General features: G+C 37.2%; 20 protein-coding genes and 1 riboswitch. Of the genes, 1 reads left to right on the forward strand and 19 read right to left on the reverse strand.

All coding sequences use genetic code 11. The features are described from left to right. The 18 genes from ADI76_RS06065 to ADI76_RS11490 all read right to left on the reverse strand — a co-directional run. Positions 1 to 78: BMC domain-containing protein (locus ADI76_RS06065; protein WP_049515129.1), on the reverse strand; the 78-nt coding region annotated here is incomplete at its 3' end. A 31-nt stretch (positions 79 to 109) separates the two neighbouring features. Beyond that, the gene (locus ADI76_RS06070) at positions 110 to 1,594 is read right to left on the reverse strand and encodes an acetaldehyde dehydrogenase (acetylating) (protein ID WP_053092683.1); all 1,485 of its coding nucleotides are present in this window, start codon (positions 1,592 to 1,594) and stop codon (positions 110 to 112) included. An 11-nt stretch (positions 1,595 to 1,605) separates the two neighbouring features. Further along, entirely contained in the window at positions 1,606 to 2,262 is a 657-nt protein-coding gene (locus tag ADI76_RS06075; protein ID WP_049515145.1) for a BMC domain-containing protein, read from the reverse strand. A gap of 14 nt (positions 2,263 to 2,276) precedes the next feature. Continuing rightward, positions 2,277 to 2,930 (reverse strand): ethanolamine utilization microcompartment protein EutL, encoded by a 654-nt coding sequence (gene eutL, locus ADI76_RS06080; RefSeq protein ID WP_049515130.1) that lies wholly within the window; start codon positions 2,928 to 2,930, stop codon positions 2,277 to 2,279. A 16-nt stretch (positions 2,931 to 2,946) separates the two neighbouring features. After that, on the reverse strand, positions 2,947 to 3,870 hold the full coding sequence (gene eutC, locus ADI76_RS06085) for an ethanolamine ammonia-lyase subunit EutC (protein WP_049515131.1): 924 nt from the start codon (positions 3,868 to 3,870) through the stop codon (positions 2,947 to 2,949). A 16-nt stretch (positions 3,871 to 3,886) separates the two neighbouring features. After that, positions 3,887 to 5,257, reverse strand: a complete 1,371-nt coding sequence (locus ADI76_RS06090; protein ID WP_049515132.1) for an ethanolamine ammonia-lyase subunit EutB — start codon at positions 5,255 to 5,257, stop codon at positions 3,887 to 3,889. A gap of 26 nt (positions 5,258 to 5,283) precedes the next feature. Beyond that, positions 5,284 to 6,714 carry an ethanolamine ammonia-lyase reactivating factor EutA gene (gene eutA / locus ADI76_RS06095; protein WP_049515133.1) on the reverse strand — a complete coding sequence of 477 codons (1,431 nt, stop codon included), beginning with the start codon at positions 6,712 to 6,714 and terminating at the stop codon, positions 5,284 to 5,286. Between the two features lie 108 nt (positions 6,715 to 6,822). Beyond that, positions 6,823 to 8,259: a sensor histidine kinase gene (locus ADI76_RS06100; RefSeq protein WP_049515134.1), complete on the reverse strand. Its 1,437-nt coding sequence runs from the start codon at positions 8,257 to 8,259 to the stop codon at positions 6,823 to 6,825. Then, complete coding sequence (locus ADI76_RS06105; protein ID WP_049515135.1) at positions 8,246 to 8,824, reverse strand: ANTAR domain-containing response regulator; 579 nt, start codon at positions 8,822 to 8,824, stop codon at positions 8,246 to 8,248. Before ADI76_RS06105 ends, ADI76_RS06100 begins: the two co-directional genes overlap by 14 nt. Positions 8,825 to 8,846: 22 nt before the next feature. Further along, positions 8,847 to 9,191, reverse strand: a complete 345-nt coding sequence (locus tag ADI76_RS06110; protein ID WP_003006878.1) for a BMC domain-containing protein — start codon at positions 9,189 to 9,191, stop codon at positions 8,847 to 8,849. A 466-nt stretch (positions 9,192 to 9,657) separates the two neighbouring features. Beyond that, positions 9,658 to 10,800 (reverse strand): 1-propanol dehydrogenase PduQ, encoded by a 1,143-nt coding sequence (locus tag ADI76_RS06115; RefSeq protein ID WP_049515136.1) that lies wholly within the window; start codon positions 10,798 to 10,800, stop codon positions 9,658 to 9,660. 278 nt (positions 10,801 to 11,078) lie between these two features. Beyond that, a riboswitch (adenosylcobalamin (AdoCbl) riboswitch) is annotated at positions 11,079 to 11,224 on the forward strand. A gap of 297 nt (positions 11,225 to 11,521) precedes the next feature. Then, entirely contained in the window at positions 11,522 to 12,124 is a 603-nt protein-coding gene (locus tag ADI76_RS06120; protein WP_049515137.1) for a cob(I)yrinic acid a,c-diamide adenosyltransferase, read from the reverse strand. A gap of 22 nt (positions 12,125 to 12,146) precedes the next feature. Beyond that, on the reverse strand, positions 12,147 to 13,226 hold the full coding sequence (gene cobT, locus ADI76_RS06125) for a nicotinate-nucleotide--dimethylbenzimidazole phosphoribosyltransferase (protein WP_009730840.1): 1,080 nt from the start codon (positions 13,224 to 13,226) through the stop codon (positions 12,147 to 12,149). Then, on the reverse strand, positions 13,204 to 14,076 hold the full coding sequence (locus ADI76_RS06130) for a kinase (protein WP_049515138.1): 873 nt from the start codon (positions 14,074 to 14,076) through the stop codon (positions 13,204 to 13,206). The genes cobT and ADI76_RS06130 overlap by 23 nt, the downstream gene beginning before the upstream one ends. Next, positions 14,076 to 15,161: a threonine-phosphate decarboxylase CobD gene (cobD, locus tag ADI76_RS06135; RefSeq protein ID WP_049515139.1), complete on the reverse strand. Its 1,086-nt coding sequence runs from the start codon at positions 15,159 to 15,161 to the stop codon at positions 14,076 to 14,078. The genes ADI76_RS06130 and cobD overlap by 1 nt, the downstream gene beginning before the upstream one ends. Positions 15,162 to 15,211: 50 nt before the next feature. Beyond that, positions 15,212 to 15,646, reverse strand: coding sequence for a EutP/PduV family microcompartment system protein (locus ADI76_RS06140; RefSeq protein WP_049515140.1), 435 nt, complete (start codon positions 15,644 to 15,646; stop codon positions 15,212 to 15,214). Positions 15,647 to 15,655: 9 nt separating this feature from the next. Further along, positions 15,656 to 16,975 carry a haloacid dehalogenase-like hydrolase gene (locus ADI76_RS06145; protein ID WP_049515141.1) on the reverse strand — a complete coding sequence of 440 codons (1,320 nt, stop codon included), beginning with the start codon at positions 16,973 to 16,975 and terminating at the stop codon, positions 15,656 to 15,658. A 169-nt stretch (positions 16,976 to 17,144) separates the two neighbouring features. Beyond that, positions 17,145 to 17,309 (reverse strand): hypothetical protein, encoded by a 165-nt coding sequence (locus ADI76_RS11490; protein WP_160313229.1) that lies wholly within the window; start codon positions 17,307 to 17,309, stop codon positions 17,145 to 17,147. Here ADI76_RS11490 and ADI76_RS06150 point away from each other — a divergent pair. Next, entirely contained in the window at positions 17,296 to 17,715 is a 420-nt protein-coding gene (locus ADI76_RS06150; RefSeq protein WP_049515142.1) for an SP_0198 family lipoprotein, read from the forward strand. The genes ADI76_RS11490 and ADI76_RS06150 overlap by 14 nt on opposite strands. 49 nt (positions 17,716 to 17,764) lie before the next feature. Here the strand turns inward: ADI76_RS06150 and ADI76_RS06155 are convergent, their stop codons facing one another. Then, positions 17,765 to 18,529, reverse strand: a complete 765-nt coding sequence (locus ADI76_RS06155; protein ID WP_049515143.1) for a (S)-acetoin forming diacetyl reductase — start codon at positions 18,527 to 18,529, stop codon at positions 17,765 to 17,767. Positions 18,530 to 18,886 lie beyond the last annotated feature (357 nt).

Raw genomic sequence — 18,886 nt, forward strand, 5'->3', positions numbered from 1 at the left:
TACCATAGCATCTGCTGCTTCGATAGCACCTACTAAACCTTTTGTTTCAACCATTCCTAATGCATTTGCGTTTGCCATTTTAATTTCCTCCAATTATGAAATGAATAAGTTATTTAGTTAATTTTGATAACACACGTTGAACAAGCAGATCAATTAATTGTTCTTCATCTACTTGCTTATCAACTTCACAGCGTTGACAGTCAAGATTTTCTTGATTTTCAGCCTTTCTCAGATCTGACAATTCTGCAGTACCATAAGCGACACGGCGAATATTAATCAAATTCAATGGGCTTACATTGTCAGATGTTGCGCTTCCACCTACAGCTCCACAACCCAAAGTAAAGGCTGGGAACAAACCTGTTGTAGCACCAACTCCTCCTAAAGCAGCAGGAGTATTGACCAAAAGTCTTGAAACAGGTTTTCTTAAAGCAAATTCTCGAACAATGCTTTCATCTTGCGTGTGGATAGCTAAAGTGTGTCCAGCTCCTTCATGATGAAGAATTCGAATACTCAACTCACATGCTTCTTCCCAATTTTTAACAGTGTAGAAACCAAGAACGGGAGCAAGTTTTTCCATTGAGAATGGATATTGTTTACCAACCCCTTCACCGTCAGCAATCAAGACGCGGGCATCATCTGGAACAGAGATTCCAGCTAGTTTAGCAATCACTTGAGGTGTTTTACCTACCATTTTTGGATTCATTGCTCCACTAGGTAGAATGATGAAGGCTCCTAATTTCTTTGCATCTTCTTTTGGAACGAAGTAAGCACCTTGACGTTTAAACTCTTCAACAACCTTGTCTTTTGTTTCTTCTTCTACAATGATTGATTGTTCAGAAGCACAGATAACACCATTATCAAAAGTTTTTGAATCTAGAATTTGACGAACTGCTTTAGGGATATCTGCAGTTTTTTCGATAAAGGCTGGACCATTACCAGGACCTACCCCAATAGCAGGTGTTCCTGATGAATAAGCAGCTTTTACCATTGCATTCCCACCAGTTGCTAAAATCAAATTTGTATCCTTGTGTTTCATCAACTCATTAGTTGCTTCAATAGAAACACGTTGAATCACACTGACAGCACCTTCTGGACATCCTGCAGAAACTGCTGCTTTTTTAATAATATCTACAGTTTCATTGATACATTTTGCTGCGTGTGGGTGCGGAGAGAAAACAATACTGTTTCCACCTTTTAAAGCGATAAGAGCTTTATACATGACTGTCGAAGTCGGATTGGTTGAAGGGATTAACCCTGCAACGACCCCAACCGGAACTCCAACTTCAATAACTTTATTTTCCTTATCTTCGCTCAAAATTCCTACTGTACGCATATCCTTGATTTCTTCAAGAATACCTTTTGAAGCAAGGGCATTTTTTAAAACTTTATCTTGCCACTTACCAAATCCAGTTTCTTCAGCAGCCATTTTGGCTAAACGTTCTCTTTGATCATAACAAGCTTTAGCTACAACTTTTACGATCGTATCAATTTGTTCTTGACTCATCAATGCGAGTTTTTGTTGAGCTACTTTTGCTCGTTGAATCAAATGGCGAACTTCTTGAATAGATAAGAGATCTTTATCTTCAATATACATTCAACTTTCCCCTATGATTTCAATTTTAGTAAAGCTTGAATTAGTAATTGTTTGTTCGCAAATTTAATTTCTTTCTTAGATAGATTGATTTTATTTTCACGATAAGCAATACTTCTTAATTCAACAACTTTGAATTTATTCAATTCTTCCTCAGAATATTTTTGCTTTCTTTCTGTTGAAATTTCTTCTTCCGTCACAATATCAGAAACAATTTCTTCAACGATGGCATCTTCAACACCAGAAACTATGTCTTCAACAACGACTTCATCAATAGCTGATTGCAATGGTTCTGTAATAACCTCAGCTTCTTCAACTGGGTCAAGTGATTCCAAAACACTTTCTTCTTTCAATGAGACACTTTCAACTTTAGGAAATTCTTTATTCTCTTCCTTACGGATTGGGTTGAGGATTGAATCAGTTTGTGAGTCTAACCGTGCAATCACGTGACTATGAAGATAGTAAGGTTGATCCTGTGCAATTTCAACTGCGGCTTCTACAGCTGATCTTACTGCACTAACGTCGCCTACTAACTGAACTGTGTTCAAACCTGACTTAACAGTTTCTACATTTAATAGTGAGACATTTGCAGCTTTCAAAGCAGCATCTGCTACAACAACTGCTCCAAGAAAACCTCGCACTTCAATTAATCCAAGTGCTTTTTCTACCATGAGCATACCTCATCTTAATAATTCTTTGGATTGTCTGCAATACTCTGAACCGTTTGGGCAAATGCATCACATGCTGCACGACATGCAGATTGAGAGCCAATCAATAATCCACCCGCAAAGTTTGTTTCACTTGGTGGACCATAAAAGGCTCCAACCGATACATCTGCAGCTTTCAAAGCAGCATCTAGGGCAACCATAGCTTCAGCAGGAGGTGCAATCAAATAGGCAATTGCTGTACCTTCTTCTGCATTGGCACCTTCTGAAAGATAGCTACCTGCTCTAGAAATACAATGAGCAAAATATGGGATGCTATCATCATCATTTGCACTGTAGAAACTTGCCCCATTTTCAATTTCATATACAACGACGTCTAGGCCACTGCGAACTTCTTCCGGATTAGGTCCGGCAAGGATACCAATAACTTCACCTGCTAATTTTGTTGAGGCATTACCAGCTCCAGCATACATACTACGAGCATAAACAACTTCAACATCAGCTGCTTTTGTTGCTTCATCTAAAGCAACATAGGTTACATCATCGCAGTCAGAAGTAACAATTCCTAAACTTCTATGATGTGGTTTCAGTTCCAATGATGCTGCTAACCCTGCATCTACATTAGGAATTAATAATGCACTTAATACGTTAGCGCCAAGTCTATCATTTTTCAAAATCTAAACCCCATTTCTATTTTAATTCTACCCCTGACTTCTTATTATCAAGAATCTTCTTAATAATTTCAGCCACGTAGGCACCAGCTTCAACCGCTGGAGTTCCACCCTTATGGATATTGGATACAACTGTACGACGAGATTCAGGCATACCAACTGTTGGTTTGTAAGCCATATAAGCACTCATTGATTCAGCTGTTACCAAACCAGGCCGTTCACCCACTAGCATACAGATGACCTCAGCTCCTGTAAGTTCAGCAATCTGGTCCATAGCCGCTACCCGAGCATGTTTGATGAAAAGAACTTCATTATAGTCAAGACCAAACATTTTCAACCCTTGTTTTAAAGCTGGTAAGAAATCTCTTACGTTCGCTTCAATGGCTGATGAACTCAATCCATCTCCTACAACAATTTGTACTTTTGGATTTGGTTTGCAAGATTCTTTGATAATTTTTTGTTGATCTTCTGGGAAGAATCTACCATAATCTGGTCGAGTTAAGTATTCATCTTTTGTTGAAGCTTTTGTTTGAACTGGAATGAATCCCATTTCTTTAACAAAATCATCAGATACATAAGAGAATACCGCATCTTGTGCCGCTGCGTGGTCAGCACGGAAGCGAAGAACTGTTTCAGTCTTGTAACGATTTCCAGCTCTCCACAAGCCCAAACGAGCTGGTGTGAATTTTTTAATTTTACGATAAGCTTCTTCGTTAATGGCATTTGGAATCAAAAATTGTTCCTGAATATCCACTTCTGTAATATCTGGAATAATTCCATCTTCAATAGTAGTTTCTTCCTTATCTGGTTGAACACTTGGACTTTCTTTCGTCTTCAAATTGGAATCTACTTTTTGCTCCTCTTTTGTTGACTCTGCAATGGCATCTGTATCCAACTCACTTAACAAAGAACGAATCATTTCTTTTAAATCTTGTTCATTCACTGTTAATACCTCCTTACTAATTTTGTTTCATAAAGATAGATCCGTCTCCACCGATTTCAGTAAGATGCCCATCTTTCATCAATCCCATTTTTTCCATCCATTCTTCAAATTCTTTGATTGGACGTTTGTTCAAGAGATCACGCATTGTAGCAGTTTCATGGTAACCGGTAGTTTGGTAGTTCAACATGATATCATCACCATGAGGAATTGCCATGATGTAGTTTACATTCGCTGCTCCAAGAAGAACCAATAGGTTTTCAGCGTCATTTTGATCAGCTTTCATATGGTTAGTGTAGCAAATGTCACAACCCATAGAAATACCAGTCAATTTACCCATGAAATGGTCTTCCAAACCAGCACGAATAACTTGTTTTGAATCGTACAAATATTCTGGACCGATGAAACCAACTACTGTATTTACCAAGAATGGATCGAAGCGTTTTGCAAAACCATAACAGCGAGCTTCCATTGTTACCTGGTCGGCACCATGGTGAGCATCTGAAGATAATTCAGACCCTTGACCAGTTTCAAAGTACATTACGTTTGGACCAGCTGAAGTACCAACTTTTTGAGCAGTATCTTTAGCTTCCTGAATAACCTTTGCGTCAAAACCAAATGCAGCATTTCCTTTTTCAGAACCTGCGATAGATTGGAAGACCAATCCAGTTGGTGCACCTTGGTTCATTGCTTCAATTTGAGTAGTAACGTGAGCAAGCACACAGTGTTGAGTTGGAATCTTATACTCTTCGATAAAGTCATTAAATTTATGAAGAATTCGTTTTGTACTTTCAACAGAATCATCAACCGGGTTGAGGCCTAGAAGAGCATCTCCACATCCATAGGCAAAACCTTCCATTGTAGAAGCCATGATACCATCAGGATCATCTGTCGTATGGTTTGGCTGCAAACGAGAAGAGAATGTTCCAGGTTCACCAATTGTTGTATTAGCACGTTTGGTAATGATAATCTTATTAGCAGCGACGATCAAGTCGAGGTTTGTCATCAACTTCGCAACCGCTGCGACCATTTCTGAAGTTAATCCACGAGATAGCCATTGGATATCCACATTTTTGTGATTGTTATCCAAAATCCACTCACGAAGTTCAGATACTGTCCAATTTTTAATCTTTTCGTATGTACGAAGATTAACATCATCGATAATGATACGTGTTACTTCATCTTCTTCGTATGGTACAACTGGATTATTAAACAAATCCGAAAGTTTCAATTGAGATAAAACAACCTTAGCTGCCACGCGCTCTTCAGAAGATTCAGCAGCTACGCCTGCAAGTTGGTCACCCGACTTGTATTCATTGGCTTTAGCTAGAACTTCTTTTACTGATTTGAATTCATAGACTCTTCCAAATAATTTTGTCTTTAAAATCATTTAAAGTCTCCTCCTTTAATAATTTCTTAATTAAAAACTAGCGTTTTCACAACGACTGGTAAGACCGATCCCTCAACCACAGGATTTCCGATATCAATGTAGTCTCCGTTTTGAACATCAACAGAGTCAATACATACAAACGGATAATCTTTAGGTAATGAAGCAAACAAACATTGTCCCAAAACCTTGGCCATATCTTCTCTAACAACTACTATTAATGGAATATTCTTTCGAATACTTTCTCCCATCCCCTTTGTGATAGCGCTTGCATATTCTTGTACTCTAACAAAACTTGGACTTTTTTCACCATTAATTGCTAAAGCAACCTGTTGAACTTCATTTTCTAAGGTAAACCATTCTAATTTATCATGAATGATTTCTGTTAATTTTTCACAACTCTCTAGTTCGTCGTCTTTCGCTAATTTCAAAACAGGTATATTTCTAATTGGTAAAGTTTTAGAAATATAAGTGATGGTGCTTCCACTCACCTCTGTTGTATGACTTCCAGCACCTACGACTGTTGCTCGAATTGTTTCGGCTGATTCAATTACTCTCTTTTGTTCAAAAATCTTTGATTGACGAATAGCACGTCCCAATATGATACCAATATCACCGTAGGTGAAATCATTAGTAGTAGAATCTTGATAAATAACATCGGCTACTCCTCCGGAAAATGAAACACATTTCAATTCATAATCGAGTCGCAATCCATGGTTGGTTTGTAAAAACTCGTAATACGGAGCATCCACTTCAAGCCCAACTGCCTTTTCTAAAACACTCACTAAAATTTGGATTAATTTATTCAATTCATCCCTATTTACAATTTCATCCAAAAACAGTCTTAAATTTTCTTTTTTTATAATTTCTTGAAGTTTAGGTGAAATATAATGTATTTTAAGAGTATTAGGATCAATCTTGATCAAACGACCGCCAATATCAAAACAACCTGTATCAATTACATCTCCTTCGCGAAATGCAGCGAAGTTTGAAGTTCCACCTCCAATATCAATATTTACAACGGAAGTATGGTGTTCTTGAGAATATTGGTGTGCACACGCTCCCTTGCCTGCGATAATACTCTCTAGATCTGGACCCGCAGTAGCAACTACAAAGTCCCCAGCGTATCCGCTCAATGCCTGCAAAACTTGACTGGCATTTTCTTTTCTAGCTGTTTCACCGGTAATAATTACTGCCCCCATCTGAATATCTTGCTTTTCAATCCCAGCTTTTTGATATTCTTGGATAACAAAATCTTTTATCTTATTAACTTCTATCAAAGACTGATGTGAAATTGGTGTAAAAATAATTTTACTTTTATAAAGGACTTTTTTATCCGTTATATATACTCTTGGGATTGTAAATACAGAAGCAATATTTTCAATTGTAAGTTCAGATAGGACCAATTGAGTAGTTGCAGTTCCAAGATCTAACCCAACACTCAAAATTTTATCCGACATAGGCAACCTCCAAAAAAAGACGCTTAAAGAATGCACTGAAACATCGGTTTCTTGCATTCTTTAAGCGTCATTGCTTTTCGACTGACTTCATTGTTAGTCTAGAATTATTTACACTTTAAAAATTATCTTAACTCGCGTTCCCTCATTGTTTGAGGTTGTCACAAGTCTTCCGGATAATTTGCTATCTACAAATCGTTGAACAAGGATTAAACCAAGATGCTCTTGGTCCACGGTTTCGACATTGTAACCGCTACCATTATCAATTACTTGTATACGTATTATATCATCATTTTTCGTCATTTGCAAACGAATACATTGATTTTTTTTATTTTTTTGATGTTTTTTATTGGAAAAAGCATGCTCATAAGCATTTTGTAATAATTCATTAATAACCAGTGCTAATGATGATGCTCTATTATGATCTAGATAGATTTGATCACATAATTCCAATTTTAATTGAATATCGGGTCTTTCTGCAAAACAGCGTTGAAGATTAGATGAAACAATTTCAATCAGGGACTTCAAATCGATTTGCTCATGTTCTTGACTAGAAAGAAGCTCGTAGGTAGCAGCAATCGAGAATATCCGGTTAATACAATCTTCGAAAGCAACCTTTGTGCCCGGTTCTTTTACCTGTGCTCCTTGCAATCGCAATAAAGAAATAATGGTTTGCAGGTGATTTTTAACTCGGTGATTTATTTCTCGAGACGCCATCACACTCTCTTGGATCTCTTTGTCTTTTTCTTGAAGGTCACTGATATCTCTTATGGTAAGAACCGTTTGATGATTGCGAGCATTGGGGTAACACTTGACTTGAAAATAGTGCTTCCCATACTTAACGGTTTTATTACTATCTGAAAAATGATCTTCTACTAATTCAGAAAAGATGGTTCCATCCAAGGAAAGATTATCATAATGCATCCCCTGAACACTATCCAAGTAGCCCAGCTTCGTTCGATATAAGAGAACAGCAGACTGATTACAATGGAGTAGAAATCCTCCTTGATCAAACACTAATACTGCATCTTCTACATAATCTAATAAGGATACTTCGTCTTCTCGACTTGATTCTGAAGGAGCTTGAAAAATGTAGGAATTGTCACCTTTAGAAGGCTTGAGAGAGAAGCTAGACGAAAAGCTATTAGAAAAATCACTTTCAACAATTAAAGTAGCAATGACTTTTTCTCCTCTAGTAATTGGAAAAACAGTCTGTTCAATTGCAACACCTTCTTGTGATTGTCCACGGAGTCCAACAGAAGGGACCCCTGTCTGGAGAGTTCGGAGCACCCCAGGTTCATTTTCTAAAAATGCTGATTGCCCTACCACTGTCTTTTCATACAAGCTCTCCTTTGTATGAGGCTTTCTATGAAAAACGACAATTGCATGATCAGAATAAATATTTTTTACATCAATGAAGACGTCCTTATCCATAAACTCTTTGCTAGATAAAACTGCCTCTGATTGTCGAATCAAATAATCAATATCTGCTTCATTAAGATCTGTTTTATCCTCGCAAAATTTCTTTATCTGATTATTGTACTTCATTATTCAATAACAGCAACTTTGCAATTTCAATCATTGGAACACGCTTTTGCATACTGATTGTCCGAATCTGTTTAAAAGCCTCTGGTTCCGTAAGATTATCTCTCGTCATCAAAAGTCCTTTAGCCTTTTCTAAAACAATTCGATCATCAAGCTTCTTACTAATTTTAATTAATTCCTTCGAAAGTAATTGCTGTTGCCGTCCTTTCTCTATACAAACTGCTATTGTAGGAATTAAAGACTTTGCATCCAACGGTTTTACCAAGTAAGCACTAGCACCAGTTAAACTTGCCTTTTTGATATAATGGTCATCATTATAAGCAGAAAGAATTATCACACCGTATGCTAATTCATCATCTAATATTTTTTTACCTGCTGATAAACCATCTAATAACGGTAATTTAATATCCATTATCACTAGATCGAAAAAGTGTTTTTGACAAAGTTCAATAGCTTCAAAACCATCACTTGCTTCTGCAGCCACTTCATAATCTGACTGTTCTATAATTTGTTTGATATCTAAGCGAATAATCGGATCATCATCACAAATTAGTATTCTGCCTTTCATAAACTCCATCCCTCATATGAAATTATGTTCTTGTTACAACTGTACTTGAAAAGCCTAGAATCTCTTCTAAACCATTTAATACTGCGTGGAGTGATGCATCTACTGACGCAACATCACCTGTCATTACAACAGATCCACTAAATCGATCCACAAAACCAATCTGTACCCCAGCTGCTTTAGTAGCTATATCCACAGCAATAATTGCAGCCTCACTTGGAGTGATGGTCAATATCCCAATAGCATCACGAAAATCTGTCTGTAACCCCAATTTTTCAAAAATAACAGGATCAGGACTAGCAATTAAATGTGCTAATGTGACTTGTTTACCAGGAACGTACTCCTGAATCATTCTTTGTTTTTCTGACATTTATTACCACCTCTGGATTGGTTTTACAATAAATATAATTCTAAATAATTTGATTATACTATATTTAGTATTCGCTTTCAATAAAATTTATTAATTAAATTATTACATAACAGTGTCAAATTAAAGATCCTAAATTTGAGGGAAATGTTTTTAATCCTTTAATTTTTTGTATGTCAATTTAACTATTTGAAATAATTGATTATAAAATATAGAACTATTAATATCTAATTATGTACTATGCAAAACCAATACAAGACAACTTATTAGTGCTTTTAAAAAATTATAAAAGTAAGCCTATATTAAACAAAATAAATTTAAAAATTCCAATTTATCATGTGAACTTTTATTATATATATTCATAAAAAAACTGAACTCACATGTCTTTTTTTATTTTCACTAGCAGATTCATTTCTACTATATCAATTAGACTTTATACTTTATTTTTCTTAATTTAAAATGACTTCTTTTAGAAAGCTTGTTCTATAACCTTCAATAATTCTTCAACTGTAGGGACTCTCGGATTTGTAATCGTACACTTATCCAATAAAGCAGCTTCCGCAATCTCACGTTTATGAGCATTAAAATCATCCACTCCCACTCCGTAAGATCTTAAAGAAGTAGGATGATCTAATTTCTTCTGAAGTTTTTGAACAGCATCCACTAATTGTCTTACACCTAGAATAGGTGTAGAAGCACTCAACCCTAATAAACGAGCAATCTGTTGATATCGTTCAGCAGTTTCTTTATTCAAATTACCAGCACGGGTACCGGTCGTTGCCACATTCGCATTATACTGGATAATATGTGGCATTAAGATGCTATTAAGTCGTCCATGAGGAATATGGAATTTAGCTCCAGCTGCATGGGCGATACTATGATTAATCCCCAATGAAGCTGAGTTGAAGGCCATTCCCGCCAAAGTAGAGGCTACATGCATTTTTTCACGTGCTTCTAAATCATGTCCATTTTTATATGCACGAGGCAAGTATTCAAATACTAATTTGATAGCTTTTTCAGCCAAAGCATCAGAAAAATCAGTTGCTTTATTTGAAACATAGGCCTCAATCGCATGCGTTAATACATCCATACCAGTATCTGCTGTAATATTAGCTGGTAGTGTTTCCACCAAATTGGAATCTAATATAGCGATATCCGGTAGAATATCCCAATCTACGATCGGATACTTTTGTCCTTTCTCAGCATCAGTAATAACTGCGAAACTTGTCACTTCAGATCCTGTTCCACTAGTAGTTGGGATAGAGATCAATTCCACATCAGTAAAAATCCCTTGTTTCTTCGCAAAGTAATACATTGCTTTAGATGCATCAATTGCAGATCCCCCACCGACAGATAAGACAATATCGATTGATTTCCCTTCAGTCGCGTGAATCCCTGCCACAATAACATCAATAGGCGGATCTGGAACAATATCAGTAAAGGTTATGATATCGTTACTAGCATCTAAATAATCAAGAATTTTATCTAACTGTCCAGATTCTTTTAAAAACGGATCAGCAACAACCAATATGGTTTTGTTATGATAGTTTTCCAATTGGGCCAAAGCACCTTTGCCGACAAAAATTTGAGTTTTGTAGTAAATATTATACATTCTTTCTCCTTTCTTTTCAGAGTTTCTTATTTTATTTTACCCCCTTTATTATTTGAAACTCTTAAAACAACATAAAAAGAAGCCACATGAAACACTACCAAATAGTATAAATTTTGGTATATTTCATATAGCTTCATTGCTTAAAATTGTACGTCCTTGTACTTTACAAAAAGTATAACATAAAAACGCTTACAACGCAAAAGAAAAAACATATATTTTATTTTTTTGATCATAATACTTGCAGATTCTTCTAGATCGTGCTATCATTAAGCTACTAGAAATGATTTTGGTACTTTTAAGAGTATGGAAGTTTGGTGAAAATCCAACACGGTCCCGCCACTGTGATAAGTTTAGCTTTAAGTCAGGTCTTTATTCTTAAATTTTAGTAGATTTCACGCCTCGATGTAAGGTGGTGATGTCAGTTAGGAAATACACCAAAATAGTGCTTTCCCCTATTGACTCTACGTATGAGTACGTATCATTTTCTAAAGATGGGGTTCCCATCATCTGCAAAGAAGCAGAGTCAATATTTGGAAAGCTACTGTTAACCAATGAAGCTTAGCACGAAATTTGTACACTGTTGTACATCTGGCTTTCGAATTCTAACCTTGTCCTTTCCTTTAGGGAAGACAAGGTTTTTTTCTTATCACCTCTAATCAAAAAGCAATGACATAGATAAAAAAGCACTGCCCCTATTTTTATTAAAGGTAGTGCTTTTATTCTAGTTATTATTTTTCTTTGCCCAACGCTCCACATCTGCTTTTGTAATATTATGAAACACCTTTGCTCCTCTTTCATAAGGAATATCCTCACAGTGTTTTCGATAATTAATCACTCTTGCAAGAGCAAAGAAATAGTCAGATAAACGATTAACAAAAATTAAAACTTGATTATTAATTTCATTTGTCCACATGGTCGCGACAATATGTCGTTCTGCACGACGTGCAATGGTTCTTGCTACATGAACCATTGAAGCAATTTCATCACCGCCAGGTAAAATAAATCTTTCCAGAGCTGGTGGGATATCCGCATACGTATCAATTCGTTCTTCAATCCATTTAACGAGGCTTTCATCTACTTTATATGGGTATACACCCTGAGGAGTAGACAAATCAGAACCACAATCAAACAGATAATTCTGTAACTGATACAATTCGTCTCTCAATTCATCATCTGGATCCATTTTACTAATCGTATAACCGATCCAAGTGTTTAATTCATCTACGGTACCATAAGCATTGACACGCTCTGAATCTTTTGCAATGCTTTGGCCACCTACTAATTTTGTAAGACCTTTATCTCCAGTCTTTGTATATAGTTGCATAGTTTTCCTCCTTTATTAGCCTTTATCTAATGTCGACGTAGTCATCCCGGTCCAGTTTTCCCTCCTCGAAAGTCGGCATACGCTCTATCGTGTACACGGAACTTTCTATTAAAAAGAAAGCTAAAGGACAACCAGATCCTTCCCCTAAGCGCATATCCATTTGAAGCATCGGGGATAAGCCTAAATAATCCGAAACAATTTGATAGCCCGGTTCTGTAGAACAATGGGATGGGAAGCAATAGTCAACCACTTCTTTCTTTAACTGTGAAGCAATTAAGAGTCCTGTCAAAGAAATCAACCCATCAATGACACAAGGAAGTTGGTACTGGGCACAAGCTAAATAGGTGCCAACCATCCCCAACATGTCTAGGCCACCAACTTTAGAGACGAGATCGATAATATCACTATAGGGAGCATGTTTGGTTACCGCTTCTTGAATGACAGCTGTTTTATGAGCCTTCATATCTTCAGTCACTCCCGCTCCGTATCCGGTTACCTTTTGGGCAGGAATTCCCAAAGTGGCAGCAATGACTGCTGCGGAAGTTGTGGTATTTCCAACCCCCATCTCTCCTGTTCCAAATAAGGTATAGCCCTGATTGATCTTTTCAACTGTTCTTCTATACCCAACTAAAATGGCTTCAATGGCTTGCTCTCGAGTCATGGCAGCTTCTTTTAGCATATTGCGAGTTCCATGTAACACATGGTCCGGGTTATCGGAATAAATTTGACTCTTACAACCAATATCAATGACACAAATATCAGACCCAGCATGTTCTGCAATATTACAAACCCCTGCTTTACCATTTCTGATATTATTGGCTACAATAAAGGTTGTTTCGATAGGATTTGAGGAGATTCCTTCTTCACAAATTCCATTATCCGCTACATAGATCATAACGATTTTTTTTGATAGCTGGATTTTGTTAGGAAACATCGCATATAGCTTGGCATAATTTTTTTCCATTTTACCTAATGCACCAAGAGGTTTTGCTAAGCGATCACACACCTTTACCCCCTCTTCTAATGCTGTAGCATTAATGGGTACAATTTTATCTAGGATTTGATTTAATTCTTCTTGCCTATTCAAGGATCTCCTCCACATTCTTTACCTGGAGCCCGTCGTATATAATCTTGCTTAGATTTCTGAGAGAATAATAGCTTGCTAAAGGATGATGAGACAGTCGTTCTTCTAACTCAGTCATGTGCATCAGTTGCTCTTCTGTCAGCAGAATACCAACAATACTACCACTATGGGCAATATTAACTCCTAGTAAACCTAATTTATTTACTAGGTCGATAATATCGTTTAAATAGGGTTTGGGTAGTCGTTTGTTATTCAATAAAGCACTTCTAGTCGCAGCGGCGCCTAATAGCTCTACATTTTGCTTGTCACAGGCTATTTTAAAATCAGTCAACAATGTTTTTGATTGCTCTGCAGGATATAAGGGACTTTCCGTCATTCTTATAAAACTCGTCGTATCAACCATTTGATCTGGCTCTAGAATGTACACATAAAGCTTTGGTTTCCACCTGGTCTGCCATTGAATCGCACCATTAAGAGGATTCATTACAGTCCAGTCTGAAAAACCCACGGAATCACTTGGTTCAATCTTCGAACAGAGACTCGTTAATAAGGGAACCGACACTGTTCCATGTTTATAGGCAGAATAAGCTCCTAAGATCGAGAGCATGTCCGCTGTACTACTAGAATAACCCTTTCCAACAGAAATATCTGTATGAAAAGTATAGCCGAAATCTATCTGATCTGTTAGTTCATTGATGACTTGCAGCATTTTAGGCCGCAACACTTCTTCTATGGCACCTGTTTGAGGACCAATCACTACTTGACTTTTCTTTTCAATCCCATAGGACATCAAAAACTCTTCACCGTCTACCACACATTGAAACAATTCTCCGCAAGATCCTGGACAAGATGCTTTCATCGCCCTCATCACTCTTCTTTTCCTCCAAGAATCGCTTCCAAGGCAGCTAATAAACAGCTATTCTCCTCTCTACTACGAACCGCAATGCGGTAGTAATCACTCGTCAAATTGCGATAGTTCGCACAAGAGCGGATAAAAATGTTATGGCGCCATAATTCTCCACGTAAATCCTTAGATCCCGTATACTGAAAGAAAATATAATTGACACTTGGTTTTAGAACCCTTAATGCAGAAAAAGATTTCAAGGATTGATAAAGGAAGTCTTTCTCCTTCTGTAGCCATTTTAAAGTTTGAGTTTGATAATCTCGATCCTTTAAAATCACCGGCAAGGCTTGAAGAGCCAATGCATTGATCGTCCATGGAGCCCGTCGTTCATTAATTTTTGCTAAACAAGGATGAATCCCCAGAGCGTAGCCTAAGCGTAAGCCTGGTATAGCGTAAAATTTCGTTAGAGAGCGAACGACAATTGCATTTGCAAAATCACTCAAGTACGGAACAAAACTATATGCTTCCTCGTCTTCTAAAAAGTCAATAAAAGCTTCATCTAGAATAAAATGAATATTCTGTTCCAGCAATTTTTTTCCGATTTCTAGCAAGTGACCAACTGGAGCAAGGGAGCCAGTTGGATTGTTAGGATTACACAATAGGACAACATCTCCAGCTTCCAATTGGTCTATATCGGATAATAGACCTTCCACAGTCCAAGTAAAATGAGGAGCTGTTAAATGATGGTACAGAATTTCTGTCCCTTCTTGATGAAAAGCTTTTTCATATTCCATGAAGGTGGGACTTAAAATCAATAATCTCTTCGGCTTTAAGGTTTGAGCTAGTTCGTAAAATAACCCAACTGCACCATTTGACAAAAGGATTTCGAGATCTTGATTTCCATGATGCTCCCTCAGCAAATCCTTTTCATATTGGTTGGTGATATCCGGATATTCCGTAATTCTATCAATACTGTTCACTAAGACTTGGCGGAGGCTTGTAGAAACTCCAAGCGGATTGATATTGGCACTAAAATCAATCCACTTTTCAGAAGAGTTCCCATTTTTTTCAGCTAATAGACGTCCATTCCCTCCGTGTTCAACAATCATACACATCTCCTTCTTGAAAGATAAAGTAGTCCTTTTAGATTATATCATGTTTACTCACTCTCAAGAAAGTCCTTTAAAGCATCGATTCCAGTATTCTCTGTTGAAGAAATTTCAAAAATCCGTTTCACACCTGCATCTAACAACTGCTTGCGCGCAAATTCTAATTGCTCCTCAGAGTCTACTAGGTCAATCTTACTAATGATTCCAATCACATCTTGGGTAAATAATGAAGAAAATCCTTGAGGAAAAGTTTGCATGGTCGAATTTCCTGCAATTAAGAGTCCAATGATATCAGCTTCTGCTGCAGTCACTGTTAAAGCATTGTAATAGCGTCTGTGTTGTAAAAATTCCCCTGGCGTATCAATAATACTATCGTGGAATTGAACAGCCTGTGTTTTAAAATACTCAATATCTAATCCTTTTAATCGTTGAGTCAGAGTTGTTTTCCCTACTCCCACTGAACCAACAAACATGATTTTCTTCATAAATCTCCCCTATTTTTTAATTAATTGTGCCTCATCCGTTCCTAACTTAATTGTTTCACGGCTCTTGACCAAAACACCCTTGTTTTCATCACGACCTTGTAGGAAGTATTTAGCATCCTTACTATCATATGTATCTACTGCAGTCTGTGATAACAAGCCGATTCCTTTAGAAGGATCACGCAAAAGATTGAAGATAATTCCAATTTGTAAACCATCAAAGTCTTTCAACATTGCGTAGTCCCCGTTACTATCTCCAGCGATTAAGATAGGATCTTGGTTGCCATGTTTATCTGCAATAAATTTCTTGATTGTTTTTGTTTTTCCTTCACCTTGTGTTTGGAAGTAGTCGTTATTGTATTCTGATTGAATGACACCAGAATCATTTTTAACAAGTTCCATTCCATACACATGGTCTTCAGTAATATTATAACCGAATTTATCCAGAGTAGCAAAAGGAACAATGACATCACGGAAGGAAGCAGAGACAACATAAACATCAATGCCGTTATCTTGAAGAGTCTTATAAAGATTTTGCATCTCTTTTACAGCACGGACACCACGTTTAAATTTGATTTCCACTTGACCAGCTTCGCCTTTCAAGCTTTCTGGACTTTCCCATGTTTCAAAAACCAAATCTTCTTTCAAAGCACGTTCAATTGATTTTTCAGATACCGCTTGAACTTCTTCAGATGTCATACCAGTAAACAAGTAAGTTACCCATGGATAAGAAATGTCTGAGCTGAAGGTTCCACCGATGGCTTCATAAAGATAACGTAATTTAGCACTGAAATCTTTATATTCGTCTAATTGTTTTACTTCTTCGAGGCTCTTAGAACCCTTGAATCCTTTGTACTCATTATAAATCACAGTGTAATCAGAAACAATATCTTTGGCGATCTTATCAATATTAACAGGGTTTCCTTCCTTGTTGTTGTGATCTTCTGTGAAGTTGTCTTCTGGAATATTTGTACGAATCGCCTTATCAAACTCTTCTGGCGTCATCTTAAATTCCAAGTTTTCAATCTGATAAGTGAAGGTTGCTTCACCAATATCATTGATGACGGTTGTGTTATCCCAGTCAAATACAGCATATGGTTTTGCTGATTCATTATATTTTGAACTAGACTTGCCATTTTCTTTAATGACATTACTTAATTTCTTATATAGTTTGTCCTCCCATTGACCACGTTCAAGGACTTGATCTTCTTTCTTCACGCTTGTTTCCTGACTAGCTTTACTAGACTCAGTTGTTTTAGACGACTGAGAAGCCTGACAACCAACCATAAATAAGGCTAGACCACAAACTAAAAAGAGACGATGTTTCTTCATAAGAAAACCTCCAAAAAAAATTTTTAATTAGAAAAAAGGCAACAAAGAACCTATGATTTGAAACGGTTGCGCCATTGCAATCATAGGCCTCATTGCCTTTTATATTATTCCACACCCATTATACTAATTAGCTGATAGAATGTCAATCGAAAACGGTTACATTTTTTTGTCAACTTAAAATTTTCATATTGTAAGAAACTAAATCAATAGAATTTTTCATGCTATCTGATGAATTCAATCCCTTTTCTGAAAAATTATTTTCATTGTTTTCTCCTCTATCCTCTGCTATACTTGGATTATCAAAGAAAGGAGATAAGCCGATGACATTGTCCAATAAATTCACACTTTCTCTTGCCTCACTGGCAATTCTTGGTCTTTTAGCAGCCTGCTCGAACCAGACAGCTCAAACACCTGCAAACTCTGCTAGTTCACAACAGGTTTCTTCGAGCGATTCAAGCTCTAAAGATTCTCAAACGGCTAGCCAAGCTGAAAATCTAGACGGTACATACAAAGGGACTGATGAAAATGATCAGATCACTCTGACCCTGTCTGGTACGACGGGCACATGGGAAGAGGTTGAAAGGGATGACGAGAAAGAAAGCAAGCCTGTAACCGTTCACGCCGACAATCATACTCTCACTGTGGGGGATGATCTCAAATATTATAAACTAGAAGGTAACCAACTCACTATTGAAGATGACGATCGCGATCCTTCTGATACCATTGTATTAACGAAATAGCATAAAAAATAAGAGGTTAGGATGTTGATCCCAACCTCTATTTATTATCTTAATGGAACTGCATCCCACCATCTACGATAATGGTTTGTCCTGTGATGTAGTTTGAATCAGGTCCAGCAAGGAAGCTGACCGCTGCTGCTACATCTTCTGGTTCTGAAAGACGTTTCAAAGTGATATCTTTAGCGAATGTTTGCATACCCCATTCGTCGTCTTTGCCCGCGTTCTTACCTACTTCATGAGCAATGTCAAACATCATTGGAGTCTTAACGATACCTGGTGCATACGCATTGACAGTGATTCCTGAATCAGCCAAGTCACGTGCCAAAGTTTGAGTGATCCCACGAACTGCAAATTTAGTACCACCATAGACAGTCAAGTTAGGGTTACCTACAACACCTGCTTGTGAAGTTGCATTGATGATTTTTCCGCCATGACCTAGTGCTTTGAACTGAGCTTGAGCTGCTTGTGCACCCCAAATCACACCACCAACATTAATAGCAAATGTACGTGTAAATTGTTCTTCAGTAATTGTATCAAGTGGTGTAGTTGGCGCAACACCAGCGTTGTTAACGACGACGTTTAAGTCTCCGAAATGATCAACAACCTTTTGGAAAGCTGCAGCCACTTCTTCTTGTTTAGACACATCAGCTACGACTGCAAAAGCATGATCTGCTGATAACTCAGCAACTGCTTTTTCAGCTGTTTCAGCATTGTAGTCCAATACTCCGACCTTGAAGCCATCTTGCACCAAACGTTTTGCGATTGCAAAACCGATTCCTTGACCAGCACCAGTGACAATAGCTACTTTAGACATATGATTCCTCCTTGGTATCAACGATACCAGCAAACGTTCATAGAAGAACAGCAAGGGTTGACAACTAGTTTTGGGTGAATCTATCATCAGTTCCTTCCAAAACTATGCTAATAGTATACTCCTTTGTGAAAAAAGTGTCAAACTCTGGCCTGTTATTTTTTAAAAAAAGTTTATTTATATGATATTTTTATTTAGTGATAAATGAACTAAACCATGAGATAGAGTATAGCTTTTACCCACAACGGATCACTATTCTATTCTGTAAAAGCTACATAAAAAGAGGCTGGGACAAATGTCCTAGCCTCTCAATTATTTTTGGATTGTCGAGCAAGACGCAGTGGTTGAGTGGGCTCTACT

This window comes from Streptococcus parasanguinis (genome assembly GCF_001074805.1).
In the GTDB taxonomy this organism is placed as follows: domain Bacteria; phylum Bacillota; class Bacilli; order Lactobacillales; family Streptococcaceae; genus Streptococcus; species Streptococcus parasanguinis_A.

Bases quoted from the DNA above. Each gene is read 5' to 3' on its own strand.
- ADI76_RS06150 (WP_049515142.1), top strand. From the start codon at position 17,296: ATGACATTGTCCAATAAATTCACACTTTCTCTTGCCTCACTGGCAATT.
- ADI76_RS06110 (WP_003006878.1), bottom strand. From the start codon at position 9,191: ATGTCAGAAAAACAAAGAATGATTCAGGAGTACGTTCCTGGTAAACAA.
- ADI76_RS06120 (WP_049515137.1), bottom strand. From the start codon at position 12,124: ATGCAACTATATACAAAGACTGGAGATAAAGGTCTTACAAAATTAGTA.
- ADI76_RS06075 (WP_049515145.1), bottom strand. From the start codon at position 2,262: ATGGTAGAAAAAGCACTTGGATTAATTGAAGTGCGAGGTTTTCTTGGA.
- eutA (WP_049515133.1), bottom strand. From the start codon at position 6,714: ATGTCGGATAAAATTTTGAGTGTTGGGTTAGATCTTGGAACTGCAACT.
- ADI76_RS06100 (WP_049515134.1), bottom strand. From the start codon at position 8,259: ATGAAGTACAATAATCAGATAAAGAAATTTTGCGAGGATAAAACAGAT.
- ADI76_RS06155 (WP_049515143.1), bottom strand. From the start codon at position 18,529: ATGTCTAAAGTAGCTATTGTCACTGGTGCTGGTCAAGGAATCGGTTTT.
- cobT (WP_009730840.1), bottom strand. From the start codon at position 13,226: ATGTGGAGGAGATCCTTGAATAGGCAAGAAGAATTAAATCAAATCCTA.
- ADI76_RS06105 (WP_049515135.1), bottom strand. From the start codon at position 8,824: ATGAAAGGCAGAATACTAATTTGTGATGATGATCCGATTATTCGCTTA.
- ADI76_RS06145 (WP_049515141.1), bottom strand. From the start codon at position 16,975: ATGAAGAAACATCGTCTCTTTTTAGTTTGTGGTCTAGCCTTATTTATG.
- ADI76_RS06090 (WP_049515132.1), bottom strand. From the start codon at position 5,257: ATGATTTTAAAGACAAAATTATTTGGAAGAGTCTATGAATTCAAATCA.
- ADI76_RS06070 (WP_053092683.1), bottom strand. From the start codon at position 1,594: ATGTATATTGAAGATAAAGATCTCTTATCTATTCAAGAAGTTCGCCAT.
- ADI76_RS06140 (WP_049515140.1), bottom strand. From the start codon at position 15,646: ATGAAGAAAATCATGTTTGTTGGTTCAGTGGGAGTAGGGAAAACAACT.
- cobD (WP_049515139.1), bottom strand. From the start codon at position 15,161: ATGATTGTTGAACACGGAGGGAATGGACGTCTATTAGCTGAAAAAAAT.
- ADI76_RS06130 (WP_049515138.1), bottom strand. From the start codon at position 14,076: ATGAGGGCGATGAAAGCATCTTGTCCAGGATCTTGCGGAGAATTGTTT.
- ADI76_RS06115 (WP_049515136.1), bottom strand. From the start codon at position 10,800: ATGTATAATATTTACTACAAAACTCAAATTTTTGTCGGCAAAGGTGCT.